Genomic DNA, 22,080 nt, shown 5'->3' with positions numbered 1-22,080 from the left:
ATGAAAGACTTATTGAAATACTTCCGAGGCTACATCAAGGAAACGATCCTCGGCCCCCTCTTTAAACTTTTGGAAGCAAGCTTTGAGCTGTTAGTTCCCATCATCATTGCTAGGATAGTCGACAAGACCATTCCTCATAAAGACACCATTCACCTCTTTATGATGATTGGTCTTTTGGTCTGTCTGGCTGTCTTTGGTGTTTTGGTAGCTATCACTGCTCAGTATTATTCCTCAAAAGCTGCAGTAGGCTATACTAGACAGCTGACTAAGGACCTCTATAAAAAAATAATGAAGCTGCCTAAGGAAAGCAGGGACCGTCTGACAACATCCAGCTTGGTCACTAGACTCTCAAGCGATACCTATCAGATTCAGACAGGCATCAACCAATTTCTGCGCCTCTTTTTGCGGGCACCGATTATTGTTTTTGGATCGGTTATCATGGCTTTTCTCATCAGCCCTAAAATTACTATCTGGTTCGTTCTCATGGTTGGTCTCTTGTTTCTTTTAATTTACACCATGTCGCGTCTGGTTAATCCCCTCTATCTGGTTATCAGACAATTGACCGATAGACTGGTCAGCCGGACGCGCGAACAGCTGGAAGGTATGCAGGTTATCCGTGCTTTCGGACAGATCGAAAGAGTCAAGCAGGAATTTGCCAGCCTCAATCAGTCTTATACCAAGGCGCAGCTTAAAACAGGTTTACTCTCCAGTCTGGTCAGTCCCCTGACTTATTTGATTGTCAACGCCACCCTAGTCATCGTTATCTGGCAGGGGAACCTAGCTATCGGCGATAAACTCTTGACCCAAGGTTCACTGATTGCCCTTGTCAACTATCTTTTAAATATTCTGGCTGAGTTGCTCAAATTAGCCATGATGGTAACCAATATCAATCAGAGTTTCATTAGTGCCAGACGAATTACAGAGGTATTCGGTCAAGAAGAAGAGAATCTCCATGATAGTATTGAACAACTAAATACAGATAAAGGAGAAGTTCTGTCAATTTCTGATATGACATTTACCTATCCAGCGGCCGCCCGTCCTTCTCTGACAGACCTTTCTCTAAGTTTGGGACAAGGCCAAACCTTAGGAGTTATCGGCGGTACCGGCTCTGGTAAATCGACTCTTGTTCAACTCATTATGGGACTCTATCAAGCCCAGAAAGGTCAGCTGACTATCTTTAATGATGGGCAAAGTCCAGCCAATCTGGCTCAATGGCGCAACTGGGTCGGACTAGTTCCTCAGAAGGCTGAACTGTTCTTGGGGACTATTCGTTCCAATTTGACCCTAGGTATGGAGACTAATAAAGTGTCGGATGAACAGCTCTGGTGGGCTCTAGATATCGCTCAAGCCAGTGATTTTGTCAAGGAGAAGGAGGGAGGACTAGATTCTGAGGTCAAGGAATTCGGCCGTAACTTCTCAGGCGGTCAGCGGCAACGTTTGACCATTGCTCGAGCCGTCCTCAGGCAAGCCCCTATCTTAATCTTGGACGATTCTACTTCAGCCCTTGATTATCTGACCGAAAGTAAACTGCTCAAGGCTATCAAGTCTGAACTCAAAACTAGTCTAATCGTCATCTCCCAACGAACCAATAGCCTTAAGTCGGCTGATAAGATTCTGGTTTTAGATAAGGGCAACCAAGTCGGCCTTGGCAGTCATGAAAGCTTGCTGGCTAACTGTCCGACTTACCAAGCCATTCATTATTCGCAACACAAGGAGGATCGAGCATGAGACCATCACCCTTAAAACGTTTGATCCGTGATTTCGCCAAACAAAAAGTTCTATTAGGTCTGGCTTTGGTGGGAATCTGTCTGCAAGTGGCTTTGACCATTTATCTTCCAATTTTAATCGGAAATGCTGTTGATGCCGTCTTGGTACCAGCCAATCGTCAGCTAATTGGGGGTATCATCGCCAAAATGCTGCTGGTTATTGCGAGCAACACCTTAATTCAGTACCTCAATCCTCTGATTTACAATAAATTAGTTTTTAGCTTTAGCCAAGATTTGCGGCAAAGGGTTATTGATAAGGTTCATGAACTGCCAATTGCATCTCTAGGACAATCTGTTGGTGATATGGTGAGCCGGGTAACGACCGATGTCGAACAGCTTAACAATGGCCTGCTCATGGTTTTCAATCAGTTCTTCGTTGGGCTTTTGACTATCCTGGTTCTCCTTGTCACTATGGCTAAGATTGATTGGCTCATGATGCTCCTAGTCTTGCTCTTGACCCCCTTATCCCTCTTTTTGGCTCGTTTCATTGCGCGTAAATCATTTAGCCTCTTCCAAAAGCAGACCCAATCTCGCGGCCGGCAAACTCAGCTGATTGAAGAAAGTCTCAATCAGGAAAGCTTAATCCACAGTTTCAATGCCCAGGATGAATTCGTTGAGCGTTTCATTGCTGTAAATGAGACCTATGCAGATTACTCGCAGGGGGCGATTTTTTACTCATCTACGGTTAATCCTGCAACCCGTTTTATCAATGCATTAATCTATGCCCTCTTAGCCGCAGTAGGAGCTATTCGCATTATGAACGGCGCCTTCTCCATCGGCCAACTGACCACCTTCCTCAACTATGTCACCCAGTATACTAAGCCCTTCAATGACATTTCCTCTGTCTTAGCAGAATTACAAGGGGCTCTAGCCTGTGCCCAAAGGCTCTATCAAGTTCTGGATCAAGATAGTCTGGAAGAAACAGGACAAGATATCCTGACCAGCGATCAGGTTCAAGGGCGTTTAACTTTTAAGCATGTTAATTTTGGTTACACCCCTCACAGAACGCTTATAAAGGATCTTAGTATTGACATACCAGCTGCCAGCCGAGTGGCTATTGTTGGTCCAACAGGAGCGGGAAAATCTACGCTGATTAACCTTCTTATGCGCTTCTACGAGGTCAATTCTGGCCAAATTCTTTTAGATGGTGTCCCGACTAGGTCCTATACTCGTGAGAGTCTGCGCAAGCAAATTGGCATGGTCCTTCAGGACACCTGGCTGCAGGAAGCAACCGTTCACGATAATATAGCTTTCGGCCACCCAAATGCTACCCGAGAATTAGTTATAGAAGCTGCCAAGGCTGCTAATGCAGACTTCTTCATCAAGCAGCTGCCAGATGCTTACGATACCTACCTGGCCGATGCCGGCGCTTCGCTTTCGCAAGGACAGCGGCAGCTCCTGACTATCGCTCGAATTTTTGTTGCTGTTCCCAAGATTTTGATTTTGGATGAAGCCACCTCCTCCATTGACACCAGAACCGAAAGTCTCATCCAAGATTCCTTTGAAAAGCTGATGCAAGGGCGAACCAGTTTTATCATCGCCCACCGCCTTTCAACCATCCAAAACGCTGATATCATCCTCGTTATGGTTGATGGCAATATCGTTGAACACGGTAATCATCAGGAACTTATGCAGGCTCAGGGAGTCTATTACAGGATGCAGACCGTCCAGAATCAAGCCTAAAAAGAAGGAGATGTTTATGAATTTAACAGCCATTCACCATGTTGCTATTATCGTTTCTGATTATGAAAAATCTCGGGACTTTTATGTTAATCAATTAGGTTTTGAAGTCATCCGCGAGAATCATCGGCCGGAACGCCACGACTACAAACTGGACCTGCGCTGCGGGAATGCAGAACTAGAGATTTTCGGCAATAAACCTTCTGATCCTGCTTATCAAGCACCGCCCAAACGGCTATCCTTCCCAGAAGCCTGTGGCTTAAGACATTTGGCTTTTCGGGTAGAAAATATCGAAGCAGTGGTAACTGAATTAACTAGTCTAGGGATTGAATCCCTCCCCATTCGGACAGATGATTTCACTGGAGAAAAAATGACCTTTTTCTTCGATCCTGACGGCCTCCCCTTGGAACTTCATGAATAGCACACATAACCCTAATGATGCAAACCTACCTAGCATATATTCCAGATTCTTCTAGAGGCTGGGAAAAAGTATTCCAGCCTTCTATTTTTGCAGTAATAACAGTTTGACGCAGTGGTTGGGAGAAAGACTTGTTGGCTCTGCCAACTTAGTCTTTCCCCTGCACAGTTCATTAGATGCTTTAGCACCAATGAACCACTGCTGATTGGAAGTCCTTATCTTGGGGTGCAGTCCCATTTTCAGGCACCCCCTTAAACAAACAGTCCACTGGACTGTTTTAACTACTCCGCAAGTGTTAGCGGCCATCCTAATCAACTGTGCGGAGGTGGGACAACGAAGTCAATTTATATAAAAAATCGACTTCTGTCCCACTCTCTTTTTAGTATTAAACTATTATTTATCCAACCTGAAAATTTTTCCGACTATTACTAATTTTAGTGTTTTTCTGTTAAAATAAAACTATCGAATAATTTTTAAGAGGTCTGGCATGAAAATCGAGCGTGTTTATAATAATAATGTCGTTCAGGTCACCGACAAGCAGCACGAAGAAATCATCATGGGAAAAGGACTGGGTTTTCAAAAGAAACCAGGAGATGACGTTGATGTAAATAAAATTGAAAAGCGCTTTATCCTGCAGGAAAGCGACCAAGATATGATCGGCGAGTTATCCCGTGTCTATCAAGATTTAACGAGTCAGGAAATCAATCTTGTTTTGACCATTATCGAGCGAGGCCAAGAGGTCTTAAAGCAGACTTTTGAGATTTCCCTGTATATTGCTTTAGCCGATCACTTGCAGTATGCTATTCAAAGAACACGAGACGGAATTAGTTTGCAAAATCCTCTAGCATGGGAAATCCGTAAATTTTACCCGAAAGAATACGAACTAGGTCAAGAAAGCCTTAAATTAATTGAAAGTCATATCGGCTTGAGCATGGAAGCCTCTGAAGCAGCCTCTATCGCCTTACATTTCATCAATGCCCAGAAAGACGGCAGTTTGATTGAGGCTAGCCAGCAAGTCAGCCAAATTGTTATCAACTGCTTGGAAATTGTCCGTCTGCATTTCGGTCATCTAGCAGCAGAGGATTCTGTCAGTTACAACCGTTTTGTCACCCACCTCCAATACTTTGCCCAGCGGGTAGTTTCTGGCAGTGTTCAGGGCAATAATGACGATTTTCTCTATGACCAAGTTAAGGCTAATTATCAAGAGGCTTTTGCCTGCACACAAAAAATTAAGGACTATATCGAAGGCCATTTTGCTTTTCAAATGAGTAAGGATGAGCAGGTCTACCTCACTATTCATATCCAAAGGCAAAATGAGAGTTAACCTTCTCCTCCAAAATTTTGGGGGAGTTTTTAATGACGAAATTTTTAAATTAGCTAAATTATTTCATGAAAGCCCTTGCAAAACCAAAATTATTCTGTTATGATAATAACATCAAAAGGATTGTTACTGGTAAGCAGGCAAAACCTAAATAAATACAAAATGGTTTGCACTAGGAGTGCAGATAGCTGTTTGGTATTTGTTTAGGTTTTTTGTTTGCCACGACCGGCGACTTTCCTAAAAATATTATGCTAGGACTAGTCTTAGCTGGGTTTGATTAGGCAAACGAGCTGTTATAGTTTAGCATCTTGCTTTAATTGAGCTCGCCTACGACTCTTTGAAAAAGGATGAAGCCACCTTGAGTCTTCAATAACTCTTCGTTGTCTTCCCTATTTTCCTTTGAGTCGTGTACGGCTTAGCATCTTATTTTAATTAAGCTCGCCTATGACACTTTGGAAAATGATAACCATTTCCTAGATGCAAGCATCTTTGTAATGGTTCCTATTTTCCCGTGTGTCATTCAAGGCTTAGCATCTTATGAAAGGAGCCTACATATGGCTAAAGATTATACTGAATTAGCTCAGGATATTGTTGATCACGTCGGTGGCAAAGACAATATCGGCAAGCTTGTCCACTGTGTGACGCGTCTGCGTTTCTCACTTAAAGATGAAGGTAAGGCAGACGAGGACTATCTCAAACAGCGTGATGGTATTGTAACCGTTGTTAAAGCCGGCGGTCAATTCCAAGTGGTTATTGGCAACCATGTACCGGATGTTTACGATGCTGTTTTGAAAGTTGCTGGTATTTCCGGCGATGGCGGTATCGATGTTGATGAAGGAGATGTTCCAAAGGGAAATATTCTTGATCGCTTTATCGCCTTGATTTCCGGACTGTTCCAGCCTATGCTTGGTGTGCTTTCGGCTGCCGGTATGCTTAAAGGGATTGTTGCTATTTTAGCAGGAGTGGGGGTTGCCAAAACTGATGGTCTCTATATCATTTTAAATGCAGCTGGTGATGGTTTCTTCCAATTTCTGCCTTTAATCTTGGCTCTAACTGCAGCTAAACGCTTTAAGATGGAGCAATTTACAGCTATTGCTCTTGGCTTTGCTCTGGTTTATCCTGATATCGCGGCAAGTTTTGCCAAGGGAGGCGTGACCTTCTTAGGGATTCCTGTAATCTTCCCAGCTTCCAGTTACTTACAAACGGTCTTGCCGATTATTTTGACGGTCTGGGTAGGATCCAAAGTTGAGTATTTCTTGAAGAAGATTATTCCAGACGTCGTCAAAGTCTTCCTTGTTCCCTTCTTTGTTCTTTTAATAACAGTACCGTTAGCTTACTTGGCCATTGGTCCGGTTATGAATTATGCGAGTGACCTTGTCGGTAGTATCTTTACAGGTATTTATGGCTTTAGTCCAATTGTTTACGGTCTCATTCTTGGTGCCCTTTGGCAAGTGCTGGTTATGTTTGGACTCCACTGGGGACTTGTTCCTTTGGCACTCCTTGAAATTCAAACGAAGGGTTCTGGTGTTATCTTGGTAGCAACTGTCGCTATCTGTTTCTCACAAGCTGGTTCTCTTATCAACATTATGATGCGGACCAAGGAAGAAAAAGTACGAGAACTAGCTGTTCCAGCTATGATTTCCGCCTTCTTTGGCGTTACCGAACCCGCTATTTACGGTATTACGCTGCCGATGCGTACACCGTTTATTATGACTTGTATCGCCGGTGCTATCCAAGGGGCTTTCCTTGGTTTGATGGATGTCAAAATGTTTGTCTGGGGAGGACTCGGAATCTTTACCATCCCATCGTTCATTTCAGGTAAAAACTCAATGAACCTAACCTACTATCTCATCGCCTGCGTAGCTTCTCTTATCCTTGGTTTCGTCTTGACACAATTTGTTAAAATCCCTTACCTCTACGGTGGACCAAAAGAAGCAGCAGATACTAAATCTGCTGAAGCCCCTCAAGCTCAGCCGCTTAAAGAACTCAAGCAAGAGATTATCGCATCTCCATTGATTGGTAATGTTGTCAAACTCGAAAACGTTCCGGATCAAGTCTTCGCGTCAGGTGCTATGGGTAAAGGGGTTGCTATAGATCCAACTGACGGTACCGTTGTCGCACCGGCTAATGGTGAAATCACTCTCGTGTTCCCGACAGGCCACGCCGTTGGAATGAAGACCGAAAATGGAGCTGAAATTCTTATCCACATCGGTATGGATACGGTATCCCTTGCTGGTAAAGGCTTCAAGAGTTTTGTTGAAGCGGGCCAAAAAGTTGAAGCGGGGCAAAAGCTCTTAGAATTTGACTTAGCAACTGTTCGCGATGCTGGCCTGCCAGTTATTTCCCCAGTTATTGTCACTAATTCTGCTGACTTTGATGATGTCCTTGTGACTCAAGAAAGCCGTGTCAATGCAGGAGATTATCTCCTAACAGCAGTCAAATAATGATTTGAAAATGCCTATAGGGGCATTTTCTTATAGTCGATTTTGTAACCGCTTACGATTTTCATATTGTAATTGAACTCGCCTACGACTCTGTGAATTTAGATAAAATGTCCTAGAAGCTTTGGTGCTTCGTCGTCTATTTTCCTAAAATTCTGTGAGTCGTTTAACGGCTTGGTATCTTGTAGAAAGGAGCTTCCTATGAAAAGACTTTGGCGATTATTACTAGTGCTGTCTGCGTTTAGCCTTTTAGCTGCTTGCGATTTAGCCAAAACCTCCAAGAATAACTTTGACACTTCCCTTGTCAAGACCGTTCAAAGCGGTAAAATCAAAGGTCACCGCGATAGTAAAAATAAGGCTCTTGAGTGGTTGGGCATTCCTTACGCTCAGGCTCCGGTAAAAGACCTTCGCTGGAAGGCACCGCAAAGGGTCAAAAATTGGAAAGGGACCAGAGATGCCAGCAAACCCGGCAAGCAAGCCATTCAATTGTCAAATGGTAAGGTAACGGGGGCTGAGGACGCTCTCAACCTCGATGTTGTCCGTCCCGATAGTAAAAAGAAAAAGCTGCCAGTCATTGTCTACATCCACGGCGGTAACAACCAAACCGGTTCGGCACAGGAAATTAAGGGCAATTCCTTTGTCAATGACCTGGACGCGGTCTATATTTCTGTCAATTATCGTCTTGGCGCTCTCGGTTTTAATCCCTTGCAGTCTCTGAAAACTGGCACGGCTGAGGAAAATTCCGGTAACTTTAGCCTATTGGATATTGCTGCAGCCCTAGATTGGGTCAAGGAAAATGTTGAAACTTTTGGCGGCGATAAAAATAACATCACTCTGGCAGGCTTCTCAGCAGGGGGACGGGATGTCATGGCTAGTTTAATTTCGCCAATTTTCAAAGGCAAATTTAATAAGGCTATCTCTTTTAGCGGCGGCATGACCTTATCCGATGAAACTGCCAGCCAAGAAACATTTGCCAAGGCTATTGCCCCTCTGGCCGTCCAAGATGGTGTCAAGGCCAACGAGATCGAAGCCCAAGCTTGGTTACAGTCGGACAGCAAGGAGGTTAAAGATTATCTTTACAAATTAGATGCTAAACGCTTGGCTGGTCTAATGGGGAATGCCGGTATTCGGATGTCTGTTTTCCCCCATCTTTATAAAGATGGTACTGTTATCCCTAAGGAAGGATTTGCCACTAAAACGTACAATGATGTGCCATTGATGTTGGTAAGCGGTACAGACGAGTTCTCGATGTTTGCGGCCGGTGATCCTTACTTCCAAGAAGATTTTAAGAGTGGCGACCTTTTCAAAGATCCTGAAAAGACAGCCGAATTTACTTATGCTAAAAAGTATGGCGGTCAGCTCTACCGCATGTCCAACACCATTGATAGTACGCGACAAATGGACGGTAAGTATCAGTCAAATATTTATGTTGGCCAGATCTATTATGGTGATAATGCTGAGGTGACACCAGACTTGACTAAGACGCTGGGTTCCTTCCATGGTATTTTTGAGCCCATGCTGCAAAAGCCGTCTAATTATCAGGACTACATCGGCGACTATTTCCAAACCCAAGGGGGCAGGGATATGTCACAAGCTTTCAAGACCTATCTCAAAGCCTTCTTAGCCGATGGAAATCCCAACCAAAAAGGGCTGGTTTCATGGGAACCATGGACTTCGAATGGAGAAGTTCTCACGATTGACGCAACAAAAGATAAGGCTGATATTAAAGCGACAAGTGATACCCAAACCGCCCAAGACGTACTTAATCAGATGGATGCTGACACTAGCATTTCTCAAGAATCAAAAGATTACCTTAATCACAATGTCCTCAATGGCCGCTGGTTCAGCCAACCGATTGATGAGCAATATGGCCAATAAGTCTAGTAAAAAAGCCCACTAGAATATTAGCTGGGCATCTTACTATCAACTGGGATTGACTAAAACCGTGCCGCTCTTAGCTTGCTTTTCCTTACGGCGGTATTGACTGGGAGTTAGCTGATAATAACGCTTGAACTGGCGGTTGAAGTTGGACAGGTTATTAAAGCCGACGTTAGTTGCAATCTCCAAAATTGAAGCACTGGTGTTAATCAGTTCCTCGCAGGCCTTACTTAGGCGGACCTGTATAATGAATTCCGTGCAGGAGGTTCCGGTCTGTTTTTTAAACACCGTCATAAAATGTGTTTTACTGTAGCCCATTCTCTTGGCCAAAACCTCGATAGAGAGGGTCTGATCATAGTGCTGATTGATATAGTCAATCAGCTGGCGAATTTTCTCATTCTTCCGATAGGCATCGTCGGTAGTTTTGCGGATAACATAGCGGTAGTAGAAAAGTAAGTAGATGAATTCATTGAGTTTAGCCTTGAGAAGGAGTTCAAAATGCCGTCCCTTTTCCTTAATCAGCTTAAAAATTTCAAAGAGACAATCTTTAATTTCGGTATAACCCACCATGTCGGGTTTGATGACTGGGATAAATTTATAAATGCTATTTTGCAAAGGCTGAAGATAGCGAAGACTGACAGCATCAAGATAGGAGTGGCCGATCAAATCGAGGTGAAACTGCAGCGTATCACTAACTTGACGCTCTCGTCCTTTAGGATGAATGGAGTGCATACCATTAGGACGAATAAGAATAATATCACCGGCCTGACTATCAAAATAATCGTAGTCAATGTGAAACTGGGCAGTCCCTTCATAGATATAGCTAACTTCCAGCTCAGGATGCCAGTGAAAAAGGACATCAGGACGCCCATCCTTAATCACGGTATGATAGAAGGTGTAGGGCAGGGTATCATGACTAGCCTCTGGGTTTTCTCTGTAATCTTGTTGTAAATCTTTTTTAACCATACTTTTTTATTTCCAATCTTAGAATAATTTTCTGCTTAGACTGCGCCAAAACCATAAGTTTCTAAATTAAAGCAAGCCTTCAAGAACCTCATTAAGTTTAGTTTACCATAGATTCATAGGATAGTATCATATTTTCCGATAATAATGTCAGAGATTTCCTAAATAACCATTTATACTATAATTATCAAGAAAATAGGAGTGTTAGGATATGACTAAAAATATTTTTCCAAAGAATTTCCTCTGGGGCGGAGCAACTGCTGCCAACCAATTCGAAGGGGCTTACAATGTGGACGGCAAAGGATTGTCGGTCCAAGACGTCACTCCACAAGGTGGGATTCCCGCACAAGAAGGCGATCTCAATCCCTTGATTACTGAGGAGCCAACCAAGGATAATCTAAAACTGGAAGGCATCGATTTTTACCACCGCTATAAGGAAGATATTGCTCTTTTTGCTGAAATGGGCTTCAAAGTTTTCCGTCTGTCCATCGCTTGGAGCCGAATTTTTCCAAATGGTGACGAAACTGAGCCTAACGAGGCTGGTTTGCAATTTTACGATGATGTTTTTGACGAATTGGCTAAGTATGGCATTGAACCCCTAGTGACCCTCTCTCACTATGAAACGCCTCTGCACTTGGCGCGCCAGTACAATGGCTGGGCAAGCCGTGACTTGATCGGCTTCTACGAACGTTATGCCCGCACAGTTTTTACCCGCTATAAGGATAAGGTAAAATACTGGCTGACCTTCAACGAAGTTAACTCTGTCCTCCACGCGCCATTTATGTCAGGCGGTATTGCCACACCAGTTGAAGAGCTCAGCAAACAGGACCTCTACCAAGCCGCCCATCACGAATTAGTGGCTTCAGCTTTAGCCACCAAGGTCGGTCATGAAATCAATCCAGATTTCAAAATTGGCTGCATGGTTCTTGCCATGCCAGCCTATCCTATGACGTCAAATCCGTTGGATCAGTTGGCTGTTCGTGATTTTGAAAATCAAAACTATCTCTTCTCAGATATTCACGCGCGTGGAAAATATCCAAACTATATCAAGCGCTATTTTGAAGAAAATAACATCGAGATTCAATTTGCACCAGAGGACGAGGAAATTCTCAAAAATACTGTTGATTTTATTTCTTTCTCTTATTACATGAGTGTCGCTCAAGCGCATGACCCTGAAAACTACAACTCAGGCCGCGGAAATATTATGGGAGGCATCAACAATCCTTACCTAGAAGCATCTGAATGGGGCTGGCAGATCGACCCAGTTGGTCTCCGACTTGTTCTCAATCATTTCTACGATCGCTATCAGTTGCCGCTCTTCATCGTTGAGAACGGTCTGGGCGCCAAGGATGTCTTAGTGGATGGTCCTAATGGTCCAACTGTCGAAGATGACTACCGCATTGACTACCTACAAAAGCATTTAGTTCAAGTCGGCGAAGCCTTGAAAGATGGTGTCGAACTTCTTGGCTACACCACTTGGGGACCAATTGACCTTGTTTCAGCTTCCACAGCCCAACTCAGCAAACGCTACGGTTTCATCTATGTGGACCGCAACGATGATGGCAGCGGCAGCCTAGCGCGTTATAAGAAGAAATCCTTCAATTGGTATAAGGAAGTCATTGCAACCAACGGTGCCTCCCTCTTTGATTAATACTCATTGATAAAAGAAATTTGAATAGCATCCCAAATGTTAGATAGAGTATCTGACATCTGGGATGTTTTTTGGCTAGAATTGCAAGATTGCCTCTTAGATTAACTAATAGTGAGTTTCCCCGCCCATCCGAGTTTTTCTGGACTTGGCGGTCTTAATTTCGTTAGATTTAATAGCTGAGATTACTTTAAATATTTGTTAAGTTTACGATTTGTTGCTACAATGGGCACTGTCTACAATGGCAGTATTAACATTGTAGCATTTAGACGACGTTCAACTTTTCAATATTTAGGAGGTTTATGAAGTAGTATGAACAAAAATTATTTATTTAACCGTCAGAACTTTGCAAACGCTAAAGGGCATGGGATTAAGCGTCGCTCATCTAAAGGTCTCTTAGCAGGGATTATCTTAGCGGGAACGCTGATCATATTGGGAGCTGGTCAAACGGTTTCAGCCGATGATCATGCCACTGCACCAGAAGACAAGGTTACAGAAACCGCTAGTCCCGATGGCCTTTCGCAAACAACAGAGGATCAGCAAGCGGCAGCTGCAGACCGTGCTCTCTCTGGTGATTCTGACCAAACAGAAGAGCAGCCAGTCAATGAAACAAAGGAACAGACAGAAAACCAAGCAGCTCTGTTTAACGATAGGCAAACCGTGTCCGATGATGAGGAAGAAGAAGATAACGAATCAGAGGAAGATGAAGAAGAGGGGGATGAAAATACAGAATCGTCTGACAATGCTGTAGCCTACAGTAAAAAATACGATGAGGATAACGATGGCGACGACGAAGAGGACAAAACAACCATTGCATTCAGCGATGCTGCTGCACAGTCGTCATCATCTCGTGTCACTATTGATGGTCAAAATGTCACTATTTCAGCTGCTGGCACCTACACCTTAACGGGTTCTGCCAATGGCTACCATATTGCAGTAGCTGACGGTGTAACAGGAAAGGTCAAACTGAAACTCAAGGCTGTCAATTTGACGGAATCAACTATTTCTTCTGCAGGAGATTTGGCCATCAAGGTTTCAGCGGATAGCTCCCTGTCATCGTCTGAAGCCACGATTGAAGCGGGTGGAGCACTCTTCATTACTGGTAAGAAAAAAAGTACCCTGACATTGACCAGTTCCGAGTCACATGCTATTAAAGCGAAAGGACTCGAGGCTAAAGAAGTTAATCTAAATCTGAATTCAGCTACGAAAGACGGTATCAATGCCCAAACAGAGGTGAGCATCAAAGAATCCAACATCGCGATTACCGCTGGTGACGATGGTATTCAAGTCAGCGATGATACCGATGTTAATGCCGGTGATCTCAAAATCAAAGATTCAACCGTGAACATCACAGCCGCAAGTAAAGGCATCACAGCTAACGACGAAGTAACTGTTAAAGGCTCTACGACTATAACCATTAAGTCTGATTCCGAAGGGATTGAAGGCCGCCATGTTGAACTGAAAAAAGGGACTATCACCATTGATTCCGGTGATGATGTCATCAATGCTACTGAGTGGACAGCCAAGGACGATGCCGACCTCTCTCAGTTGACCAACAGTCCATCTGATATTAAAAACGACGTCGCTATCATTCTCTCTGGTGCCGATGTTAGTGGCATTGGCTATGATGATGGTGTGGACTCCAATGGTAATTTAACTGTTACTGGCGGTAATCTTAAGATTCAGTCTAAGACTGATTACAGCTCAGCCATTGACTACGATGGTATCGGTCTGGCTTCTGGCGGCACTATCTGGGGAATTGGACACATGGGATTTGCCCAAGGCTTCTCAACAGGAACCAAGCAGGCCTATATTATCGGTATCATCTCAGGATTAGCCGGTGATACTATTACCGTTATAGATGAAAATGGCGAAGTGGTGGCCGAAACCAAGGCTGAGGTTGATTTTGATAATGTTGTCTACTCGAGTAAAGACCTCAAGGAAGGAAAGACTTACACCATTACAACAGCTGATGGTCATCCGGCAAAGGTAAGGGCAACCAAAGAAACAACTCCTCATCCAGAAATTCGCCGTGATATTCCTAAAGATACGATTCCTCTCTTACCCAACGGCCATCATCCGGCCTTCCCTGGAAGCGGAACACCGCCAGAGGATAATCATTAATGTTTTTATACGGGAATCAAAAACACTGGTATTTTATAATATCAGTCAACTAAGGTACTAAAGTAAAAGAAACTATTCCAAAGTGTTGATTTTTCGACATAAAATGGAATAGTTTTTTAGCTTGGGCTATTTTTGAGCGCACTAAAGAAAGGTTTTTATCCTTCAATTATGGTACCCTATAAGTAAAACTAACCGTTTTTTGGACCTTTTATTTTTCTCGAAAATGTTCGAGCGCATCGGCTAATGGATAAATTGTTTTCAGTTGCAGGGAAGGTAAAGCAGAGCTGAACAGAGATGCTGTGAGTAAAAGATTGTAACAGTTTGTGTGAGAGCGCTACAGAGTGGGGATAACAGCACAAATATTTTGAACTTATGTGGGGGTGTGAGATGACTATCAGATTTGAAGAAGGGATAAATAAAGACCATGCTTTGCTGTTATGTGAGTGGTCTAATAAAGAGGGAAAGGACTTCCAAGAGCAATGGATGGGACCGCAGATTTCTTATCCATTGAATGATGACAAGATAAAACAATTAGAAAATATATTTTCAATCTTCAATGATGATGAATTTATAGGTGTGATACAAAAAGTGGAGGTTAAAAGCAATAATATACACATAGGGAGATTCGTATTAGACCCCCAAAAAACAGGAATGGGGCTTGGAAAAGAAGCACTGAGCAGATTTATGAATCTCATTTTTGAGAATGCAAACATAAAAAGTATTACCTTAACTGTTTTTGATTTCAACCAAAATGCCAAGAAGCTTTATGATAAACTTGGATTTAAAATCGATAAAGTATTCGAAACGCCCAATCTCAAATATACTATGAAGTGTGAGAGGAAGGCTGGACTAAGAAGCTAATAGATGAATTATTGATAAAATATAGGTTAATTGAGGAAGCACTGTTGTTCATCGTTAACAGTGAGGGAAGGTCAGCTTGGCCTTCTTTTTTACGTATTCAAAACGCTACAATTGATCAAAAGTCAATTGATAGGGTAGGAGGTATGGAACCTAACCCTCCGCGGCTGGTTTCCCTAGTAGAGCGGTTTCATTTGGGTTAAATTATTGTATAATAGATTTGTTCGGTAACCGAAACTGGTATGTTACACTCATGAAAACCGCATACGAAAAGCCCTAAAACGTTGCTCAGAACATTTAAAATGGTTAAGCTGAGTTGGTTTATGGCATTATCAATTATGAAAGGCCTTAGTTTTCGAACAAGCCTAATAAACAACGAAATATCTTGCCGGTAACGTAATGAATGAAGGAGAGCTATATGGTATTTAAAATAGGAATGGTTGAAGATGATTCAGATCTGGCAACAAGTATCAAAGAACACCTTGTTAGGTATGGTTTTGAGGTGCTAATTTGTAAGGAATTTAGGCATATTGATAAATTTGTTGAAGAATATGCCCCGCATCTGGTTTTGCTGGACATTAACATTCCTTATTACGACGGTTTTTATTGGTGTAGTGAGATTAGAAAAATAACCAAGGTTCCTATCATCTTTATGTCTGCAAGAAAAGAAGATACTGACCAAGTCAGAGCTATTATGAGCGGAGGAGATGATTACCTTATTAAACCTTTTTCACATGACTTATTGCTCGCCAAGGTTAATTCACAGTTGCGGCGAGCCTATGGTGAATATGCTCATAATGAAACTGACATTGTCTGTGGAGATTGTGCCTTTAACAAACTCAGATTTACCTTGATGTGTCAGGATAATCAAATGGATTTATCTAAAAATGAAGCTATCTTAATAGAACTTTTGTTTGACAGTTATCCAAACGTGATTAGTCGTGAAAAGTTGCTGTCGGGCATCTGGGACAGCGAGCTTTTTGTCGAAGAAAATACGCTGAATGTAACGATTAGCAGGGTTAGAAAGAAGCTGAAAGATTTGAACTCACGATTAAAAGTCACAACCGTGAGAGGTATGGGCTATAAGGTGGAATATGAAGCGTAAAAGTGTCCTAAAATTATTCATTGCAGACTGTGCTCCTCTGTTTTTGGCTAGTTTTTTAACCCAGGTTCTTTTCTTTGGATTGTTGTTTTATCTTAAAGGAATATGGCTTGAAGAGATTTTTTATTTTAGCTTTCTAGTCTTTGTGATTTTGCTCATTTTAGTTATCATTAGATTCTATAAAAGAGTGCGGGTCTATGAAAAATTACTGCTGAAAAGTGATGGCTTAAACGACTACTTAATTCCAGAACCGAGAAGTCTATTTGAAGAGACCTTTAATCAGATGATTGATGGCCTGATTACAAATAATAGTTTAAAAGAAATAAAGCAAAAGCAAGATAAAAAATTACAAAAGGTTATGGTATACAGATTTGTACACCAAATAAAGACCCCGCTGTCGGTATTAAGACTAACTAGTGAAAATCTGCATGATACAGCTGAGTATCAAAAGATACGAAGGAATATCAGTACGATTGAGTATGACTTAAATCAGATGTTAGACATCTATAGGTTAGATGACTTTAAGAATGATTTTGTCTCCGAAAAGGTATTCTTAAAAGAAATCTGCCGGGATACTATCAATGGGTTGAAAGATTATTTCATCACATCAGGGATTTACCCTAAATTAGCCGTTGATGACACCATTTATGTCTATTCGGATTCGAAATGGCTGAAATTGATTATTCATCAACTTCTGACAAATGCTATAAAATACAGCGGTAAGGGACAAACAATAACAGTTTGTGCCAAAAGAGAAGGAGATCATGTTTTCTTGTCTGTTAGAGATGAGGGGATTGGAATCGAAAAAGCTGACTTGCAAAATATTTTTGACTTGTTCTATGTAGGAAAAAACGGAAGAAACACTGCTGATTCAAGCGGAATTGGTCTCTATATTGTCAAAAGGGTTGTCGAGCATTTGGGACATGATGTAGAGGTAAACTCCCAAGTAAATAAAGGAACCACAATGACGATAAGATTTTAGAGAACCCCTATCCGATAACATGACAAAACTGTAAGATTCTGTCATGTTATCGGATTTTTGGTTTAAGCCCTACTTGGTAAACTATACTTGCAAAAGATAAATGAGAATGTGACAGAAATCAATCATTCAAAGAATTTGATTTCGTTGTATCACCTCCGCACAGTTGATTAGGTTGGCTGTTATCACTTGCGTGGTAGTTAAGGGGGCGCCTAAAAATAAGAATGCGCCCCAAGAATAAAGACCACCAATCAGCAGTGGTTCATTGGTGCTAAAGCACCTAATAAACTGTGCAGGAGAAAGACTTCTTGGCAAAACCAACAAGTCTTTCTCCCAACCACTGTGCCTTGCATATAAAATTGACAAAATAAATAAGGCCGAGAACTTTTGTATCAACCTCGTTAATAATCATTTTGAAAGGAAGCATAACATGATACTAACAGTTTCAAATTTAGAAAAAACATACAAGGGAAAGGTCTCTTTCAAAGCCTTAAACGATATCAATATGGAAGTGGCAGAAGGAGAATTTATCGCCATAATGGGTCCCAGCGGAAGTGGGAAAAGTACCTTTTTAAATGCCATATCAACCATTGATAAACCTACGGGAGGTTCTGTTTTCATTGCCGGACGCAATCCTTATGACATGAATGATGAACAGCTATCAACCTTCAGAAGAAAAGAATTGGGCTTTGTCTTTCAACAGTTTAACTTGATCAACACTTTAACGGTAGGAGAAAATATTATTCTGCCACTCACATTAGACAATGTCCCCTTGGATAGTATGAGAACAAAGCTTGAGCAAATCAGCGAATTTTTAGGTATTTCCCATTTGCTCAATAAAAGGACTTATGAAATTTCAGGTGGGCAGGCGCAGCGGGTAGCTATCGCCAGAGCTGTCATAAACAATCCATCAATTTTACTGGCAGATGAACCTACCGGAAATTTAGATTCGAAATCAGCCCGAGATGTGATGAAGCTTTTTAAAAAGTTAAATGAATCCATGAAGGTAACGATTATCATGGTAACTCATGACCCTAACATTGCAGCTTACTGTGATAAGACTTATATCATAAAAGATGGCAACATTTATATGAAAATCATCAACAGAAATAACGCTGAAATCTATCGAAAAGAAATTTTGAATACGATGAGCCTGCTTGGAGGTGATGACAGTGACACTATTTGATTTTGCACTAAATAATATAAAAAGAGACTTTAGAACCTATTTATACCATTTTCTAAGCTGTACTTTTTCTGTCTTTATCTTCTTTCTCTTTACAACCTTGGCCCAGCATCCAGCCTTAGCCATTGTGGATTCAAGTGGTACGATTGGTCTCGTCCTGTTTCTAACGCGTATCGTCTCCGTAGCTTTTGCCTTTGTTCTGATTCTGTATTCAGTAGGCAATTTTTTGAAAATCCGAAGCAAGCAATTTGCCATCTTAAATATTATCGGAGCCAGCAAGAAACAGTTTAGTAAGCTGATTTTCCTTGAAAATATGATTCTGTCAACGTCAGCCATGATTTCAGGGATTATCATGGGAATTATTTTTTCTAAGCTCTTCTTAATGCTAGCGCAACAAATGATAGGCAGATTAGACCTTCACTTTTACTTTCCGCTGGTGGCAGTCTTACTAACCATAGTGTTCATGGGAAGCTTATTCTTAGTTGTAGCCCTACTTGCTCCAGTCATTCTGAGAAAGAAAGAAATCATCGTTCTTCTAAAAAAAGAAGAAGTGACGGAAAAAAATCATTTTATCCTATCCTTGCTAGCTATCGTATTAATTTTACCCCTAACCGTATATTTGCATTTAATCTCTGGTGAGACACCGTCAATTTTTATCTATGTATTAGATTTATTATCTTATGTGAGCAGCACCTACTTTATCTGCTATCTTATCTTTACCATCTATGCCTCTGTCATGAAAAAGAGCGGACGGCTGTATAGCAAGCAGAACTTGGTAACGGTGAGCGATTTTAAATACAAAATCAATACGAATATCAAAACGATGACCGGCGTTATGATTTTATTTAGTATCGTCTTAACTTCTCTCGTTTATATCGTTGGAGCACCTAGAAATATTGCGCAGGACACAAAAAAAGTAGTTCCTTACTCTTATATGTACGCTAATTGGGAAAATCAAGCAAAGAGCGCTAAAAAGGCAGATACCCTTTCTAAAACATTATCCGAGACTGATGACTTTAAACAGCTGACTATTGACTATGCTCAGCTAAAAAGTAACCTTAGAACAACCAGACATATTATCCTATCCAATACCATGTACAATGCAGTCGCTGACTTTTTGCATAGAAATAAGCTCAACCTTACAGACGACAGCTATTTTCTGGTCGGAGTTGATGGTAAAGCAGCGCCAGTTTTACCAGATAATGTTAGAGAAAAATTGGCAGATTATCACATCACAAAGAAAAATGGCTTAGATAAGAGAGTGATTGCCTTATCAGGCTATTTTACAAGTGTTACTGTTGTTTCAGATAAAAAATATGAAGAGCTATCCCAGACATTAACTAAAGACACTATCTATGCTTTTGACCAAGTCCGCTATCAAGAGGATAAGGCAGGAAAAATGGAAGAACTGGAGAAAGCGATCGGATTTGAAAAAGGAAAAGAGACCTTGATATCGTATTATATGTATTATGACAATGAAAGTTTAACCAGAAAGTTAGTCTCTTATGTCGGCAGTATTTTATGCGTCTCCTTTTTAATCGGAATGGCCAGCATTATCTACTCAAGACTCTATTCTGCTCTAGAGGAAGAAAGTAAGAAGTATAGCATCATGATGAAGATTGGCCTAAGCCAATCACGTTTAAAAGCTGTTACAGCAAGTACGCTTAGATGGCTGTTTCTAGCGCCATTTGCAATTGCCCTCGGAATATCTGGGCTCTTTGTGATTATTATCAATCAGATTACCCTAACGTCTTATACTGAATTAGCTTTTATCTGCTATGGTGTGTGTACCGTCATAGAAATTATCTTATATCTTATCGTCAGGAACAAATACCAAAAGCAAGTATTTAATAGTATCTATGAGACAAATGGTTAGTTTGTAAAACTTATCAAGAGGCTGGGACAAAAGTCCAATGTCATTAAGTTAAGCTAAGACTAGTTTCTATTAACCAACTGAGAGTCTGCGATGTCACCGTTTCGGCCCTCAGCTGGTTATTTTTGTGTACACTAAAGAAGAGATTATCCCCTAAGTCGTTGAAATTATGGTACTCTATAGGTGAAGCTTACGGAAGATTGCGCTCGTAGTCGTCGGTCAAATGAGCGATTCGGTCGGATGACAGAAACATGCCGTCTCAGAAAAGCTTCCAACTGGAAGGAAGACAAGATTCCCCTAAAGAATTGGCGACAGCCATAAGCGGCATCAGAGAAACAGATCTTATAGCTGTATTGGCCGCGAGACGGTTTGATGGGGATAGCCGATACCAGCCATTGACAAAAATTATAGTTGATAACTCTGGCCAACAGTTCTTGGAGAATCCCTTCCTTCTTTTTAGCGTGAAAGTTAACCAGGCCGATACTGTATTTTAGGTCACGAAAACTGGTCTCTATGCCCCATCTGCTGGCATAGAGCTTTTTAAGTTGGTCAGGGGGATAGTCCGTATTGGTGAGTAATGTTTCATAATGACCAGAAGAAATCTTAAGCCGGACGACCCGAAACGCTAGCTCATAGACCTGTGCAGGATTCTTTTTTCGATTTTTAGCTGGTAAGAAATCAAAGGTTGCCGAATAAGGAATATAGCGATACTGATTGGGATAATCTTTATAATAAGTTTTCCATTCTTTGGTTTGTTTCCGACAGAGTTTAAGCCGACAGTCTACATCAAAAGAAGACGACTGAGGCAAGTCTAGTCCTGACTTTATCCCCATTTTTCCATCTTTGATCCGCATGATGTAAAACCAGTTCTTTTCCTGACAATGAGCCATAAGGTTATGGCTCTCATAACCGCGATCCATGATCAAGAGGGCTGTCTGGAAAGGGAGAGGCCTGCATCATGTGAATCAAGCCAGCTTGCTCATTAGCCTGTCGTTTATCCTGAGAGCAGACATCGACATAAATGCCGCGATGGAGATCAAATAGGGCATTAAGGTGGATGACATTATAGGATCGGCCAGATTTATGAGTCCGTATGATCGTTGAGCCATCATTGGGATTTCTGGGAATACAGACATCACTGCTATCTACAGCTAAAACCGGTATCGTATCGGCTTGAGGAATTTTAACTGTAAAGTCACGAAAGAGTTCATAGAAAGTCCTAGAGTTTATAGCATAGCGTCTCTGGACGAAGGCGGCATTAGAAACCGATAGATGAGTGTCGAGCAATTCTTTGGCCAATGACTGACCTCCCATACTTAGAATGGTGCGAAGAAACGTGTCGAAAGTTAAGGCTCTGTTGCGAGTAAGGGTCTTGTCAGGATGAGTGACAAATTGATGGCGTTGGTCACTGATGGTTTGAATACTGTCCAACAGGTTGTTTTTGATTGTGGTCAACATCATCCCCCCCTTTGACCTTAGTTTAGCACAGAAAAAAAAGGGACGCTATCCCTAAAACGAAATAGTGTCTCTTAACTTAATGACATTGGACAAAAGTCCTGCCTCATTTAATTTATTTAAGATATAGCAGTTTGACGCAGTGGTTGATTGGAGGTCCTTATCCCTTGCCTTGCAAGTGATAGCGGCCATCCTAATCAACTATGCGGAGGTGGGACGACAAAATCGAAATCGTAATGTCATTACGATTTACCGATTTTTGTCCCCACTCTCTTTTTAAGTTACTCTTTGATAGAGTTGAGTTTAGTGAGCTGACTCGCTTAAATAAGCTTTTTTTGATATACTTAAGCTATATTTTTTAGAAAGATTTGAGCTAGGAATCCCTAGCAAA

General features: G+C 41.6%; 14 protein-coding genes and 1 pseudogene. 13 read left to right on the top strand and 2 right to left on the bottom strand.

Going from position 1 to position 22,080, the window contains the following annotated elements:
- From STRCR_RS07695 to STRCR_RS07670, 6 genes are all read left to right on the top strand, one after another.
- Positions 1 to 1,728 carry an ABC transporter ATP-binding protein gene (locus tag STRCR_RS07695; RefSeq protein WP_004227382.1) on the top strand — a complete coding sequence of 576 codons (1,728 nt, stop codon included), beginning with the start codon at positions 1 to 3 and terminating at the stop codon, positions 1,726 to 1,728.
- Complete coding sequence (locus tag STRCR_RS07690) at positions 1,725 to 3,449, top strand: ABC transporter ATP-binding protein (protein ID WP_004228564.1); 1,725 nt, start codon at positions 1,725 to 1,727, stop codon at positions 3,447 to 3,449. The genes STRCR_RS07695 and STRCR_RS07690 overlap by 4 nt, the downstream gene beginning before the upstream one ends.
- Before the next feature lie 16 nt (positions 3,450 to 3,465).
- Positions 3,466 to 3,867, top strand: coding sequence for an SMU1112c/YaeR family gloxylase I-like metalloprotein (gloA2, locus tag STRCR_RS07685; protein WP_004226833.1), 402 nt, complete (start codon positions 3,466 to 3,468; stop codon positions 3,865 to 3,867).
- A 484-nt stretch (positions 3,868 to 4,351) separates the two neighbouring features.
- Complete coding sequence (gene licT, locus STRCR_RS07680; RefSeq protein WP_003048833.1) at positions 4,352 to 5,188, top strand: BglG family transcription antiterminator LicT; 837 nt, start codon at positions 4,352 to 4,354, stop codon at positions 5,186 to 5,188.
- 551 nt (positions 5,189 to 5,739) lie between these two features.
- Positions 5,740 to 7,629: a beta-glucoside-specific PTS transporter subunit IIABC gene (locus STRCR_RS07675; protein ID WP_004229124.1), complete on the top strand. Its 1,890-nt coding sequence runs from the start codon at positions 5,740 to 5,742 to the stop codon at positions 7,627 to 7,629.
- A 198-nt stretch (positions 7,630 to 7,827) separates the two neighbouring features.
- Positions 7,828 to 9,504, top strand: coding sequence for a carboxylesterase family protein (locus STRCR_RS07670; protein ID WP_004227937.1), 1,677 nt, complete (start codon positions 7,828 to 7,830; stop codon positions 9,502 to 9,504).
- Between the two features lie 45 nt (positions 9,505 to 9,549).
- Here STRCR_RS07670 and STRCR_RS07665 read toward each other — a convergent pair whose 3' ends face one another.
- Positions 9,550 to 10,470, bottom strand: coding sequence for an AraC family transcriptional regulator (locus tag STRCR_RS07665; protein WP_004228885.1), 921 nt, complete (start codon positions 10,468 to 10,470; stop codon positions 9,550 to 9,552).
- A gap of 208 nt (positions 10,471 to 10,678) precedes the next feature.
- On the opposite strand from STRCR_RS07665, the gene STRCR_RS07660 reads away from it, so the two are divergent.
- The 7 genes from STRCR_RS07660 to STRCR_RS07630 all read left to right on the top strand — a co-directional run bounded on the left by STRCR_RS07660 (position 10,679) and on the right by STRCR_RS07630 (position 20,237).
- Positions 10,679 to 12,118, top strand: coding sequence for a glycoside hydrolase family 1 protein (locus STRCR_RS07660; RefSeq protein ID WP_004227082.1), 1,440 nt, complete (start codon positions 10,679 to 10,681; stop codon positions 12,116 to 12,118).
- A 309-nt stretch (positions 12,119 to 12,427) separates the two neighbouring features.
- Positions 12,428 to 14,239: a carbohydrate-binding domain-containing protein gene (locus STRCR_RS07655; RefSeq protein WP_004225999.1), complete on the top strand. Its 1,812-nt coding sequence runs from the start codon at positions 12,428 to 12,430 to the stop codon at positions 14,237 to 14,239.
- Positions 14,240 to 14,626: 387 nt separating this feature from the next.
- Positions 14,627 to 15,100 carry a GNAT family N-acetyltransferase gene (locus tag STRCR_RS07650; RefSeq protein WP_004229429.1) on the top strand — a complete coding sequence of 158 codons (474 nt, stop codon included), beginning with the start codon at positions 14,627 to 14,629 and terminating at the stop codon, positions 15,098 to 15,100.
- A gap of 415 nt (positions 15,101 to 15,515) precedes the next feature.
- Entirely contained in the window at positions 15,516 to 16,202 is a 687-nt protein-coding gene (locus STRCR_RS07645; protein WP_004227622.1) for a response regulator transcription factor, read from the top strand.
- A complete protein-coding gene (locus STRCR_RS07640) occupies positions 16,192 to 17,181 on the top strand; it encodes a sensor histidine kinase (protein WP_004228529.1) in 990 nt (329 codons plus the stop codon). The genes STRCR_RS07645 and STRCR_RS07640 overlap by 11 nt, the downstream gene beginning before the upstream one ends.
- A gap of 427 nt (positions 17,182 to 17,608) precedes the next feature.
- On the top strand, positions 17,609 to 18,364 hold the full coding sequence (locus STRCR_RS07635) for an ABC transporter ATP-binding protein (RefSeq protein ID WP_004225255.1): 756 nt from the start codon (positions 17,609 to 17,611) through the stop codon (positions 18,362 to 18,364).
- Positions 18,345 to 20,237 carry an ABC transporter permease gene (locus tag STRCR_RS07630; RefSeq protein WP_234944261.1) on the top strand — a complete coding sequence of 631 codons (1,893 nt, stop codon included), beginning with the start codon at positions 18,345 to 18,347 and terminating at the stop codon, positions 20,235 to 20,237. The genes STRCR_RS07635 and STRCR_RS07630 overlap by 20 nt, the downstream gene beginning before the upstream one ends.
- 164 nt (positions 20,238 to 20,401) lie before the next feature.
- On the opposite strand, the pseudogene STRCR_RS11785 reads toward STRCR_RS07630, so the two are convergent.
- Positions 20,402 to 21,692 (bottom strand): annotated as a pseudogene (locus STRCR_RS11785) (IS4 family transposase).
- Positions 21,693 to 22,080: the final 388 nt, after the last annotated feature.

The organism is Streptococcus criceti HS-6, assembly GCF_000187975.2.
Lineage (GTDB): Bacteria > Bacillota > Bacilli > Lactobacillales > Streptococcaceae > Streptococcus > Streptococcus criceti.
This window is presented reverse-complemented; position numbering and strand designations above follow the sequence as displayed.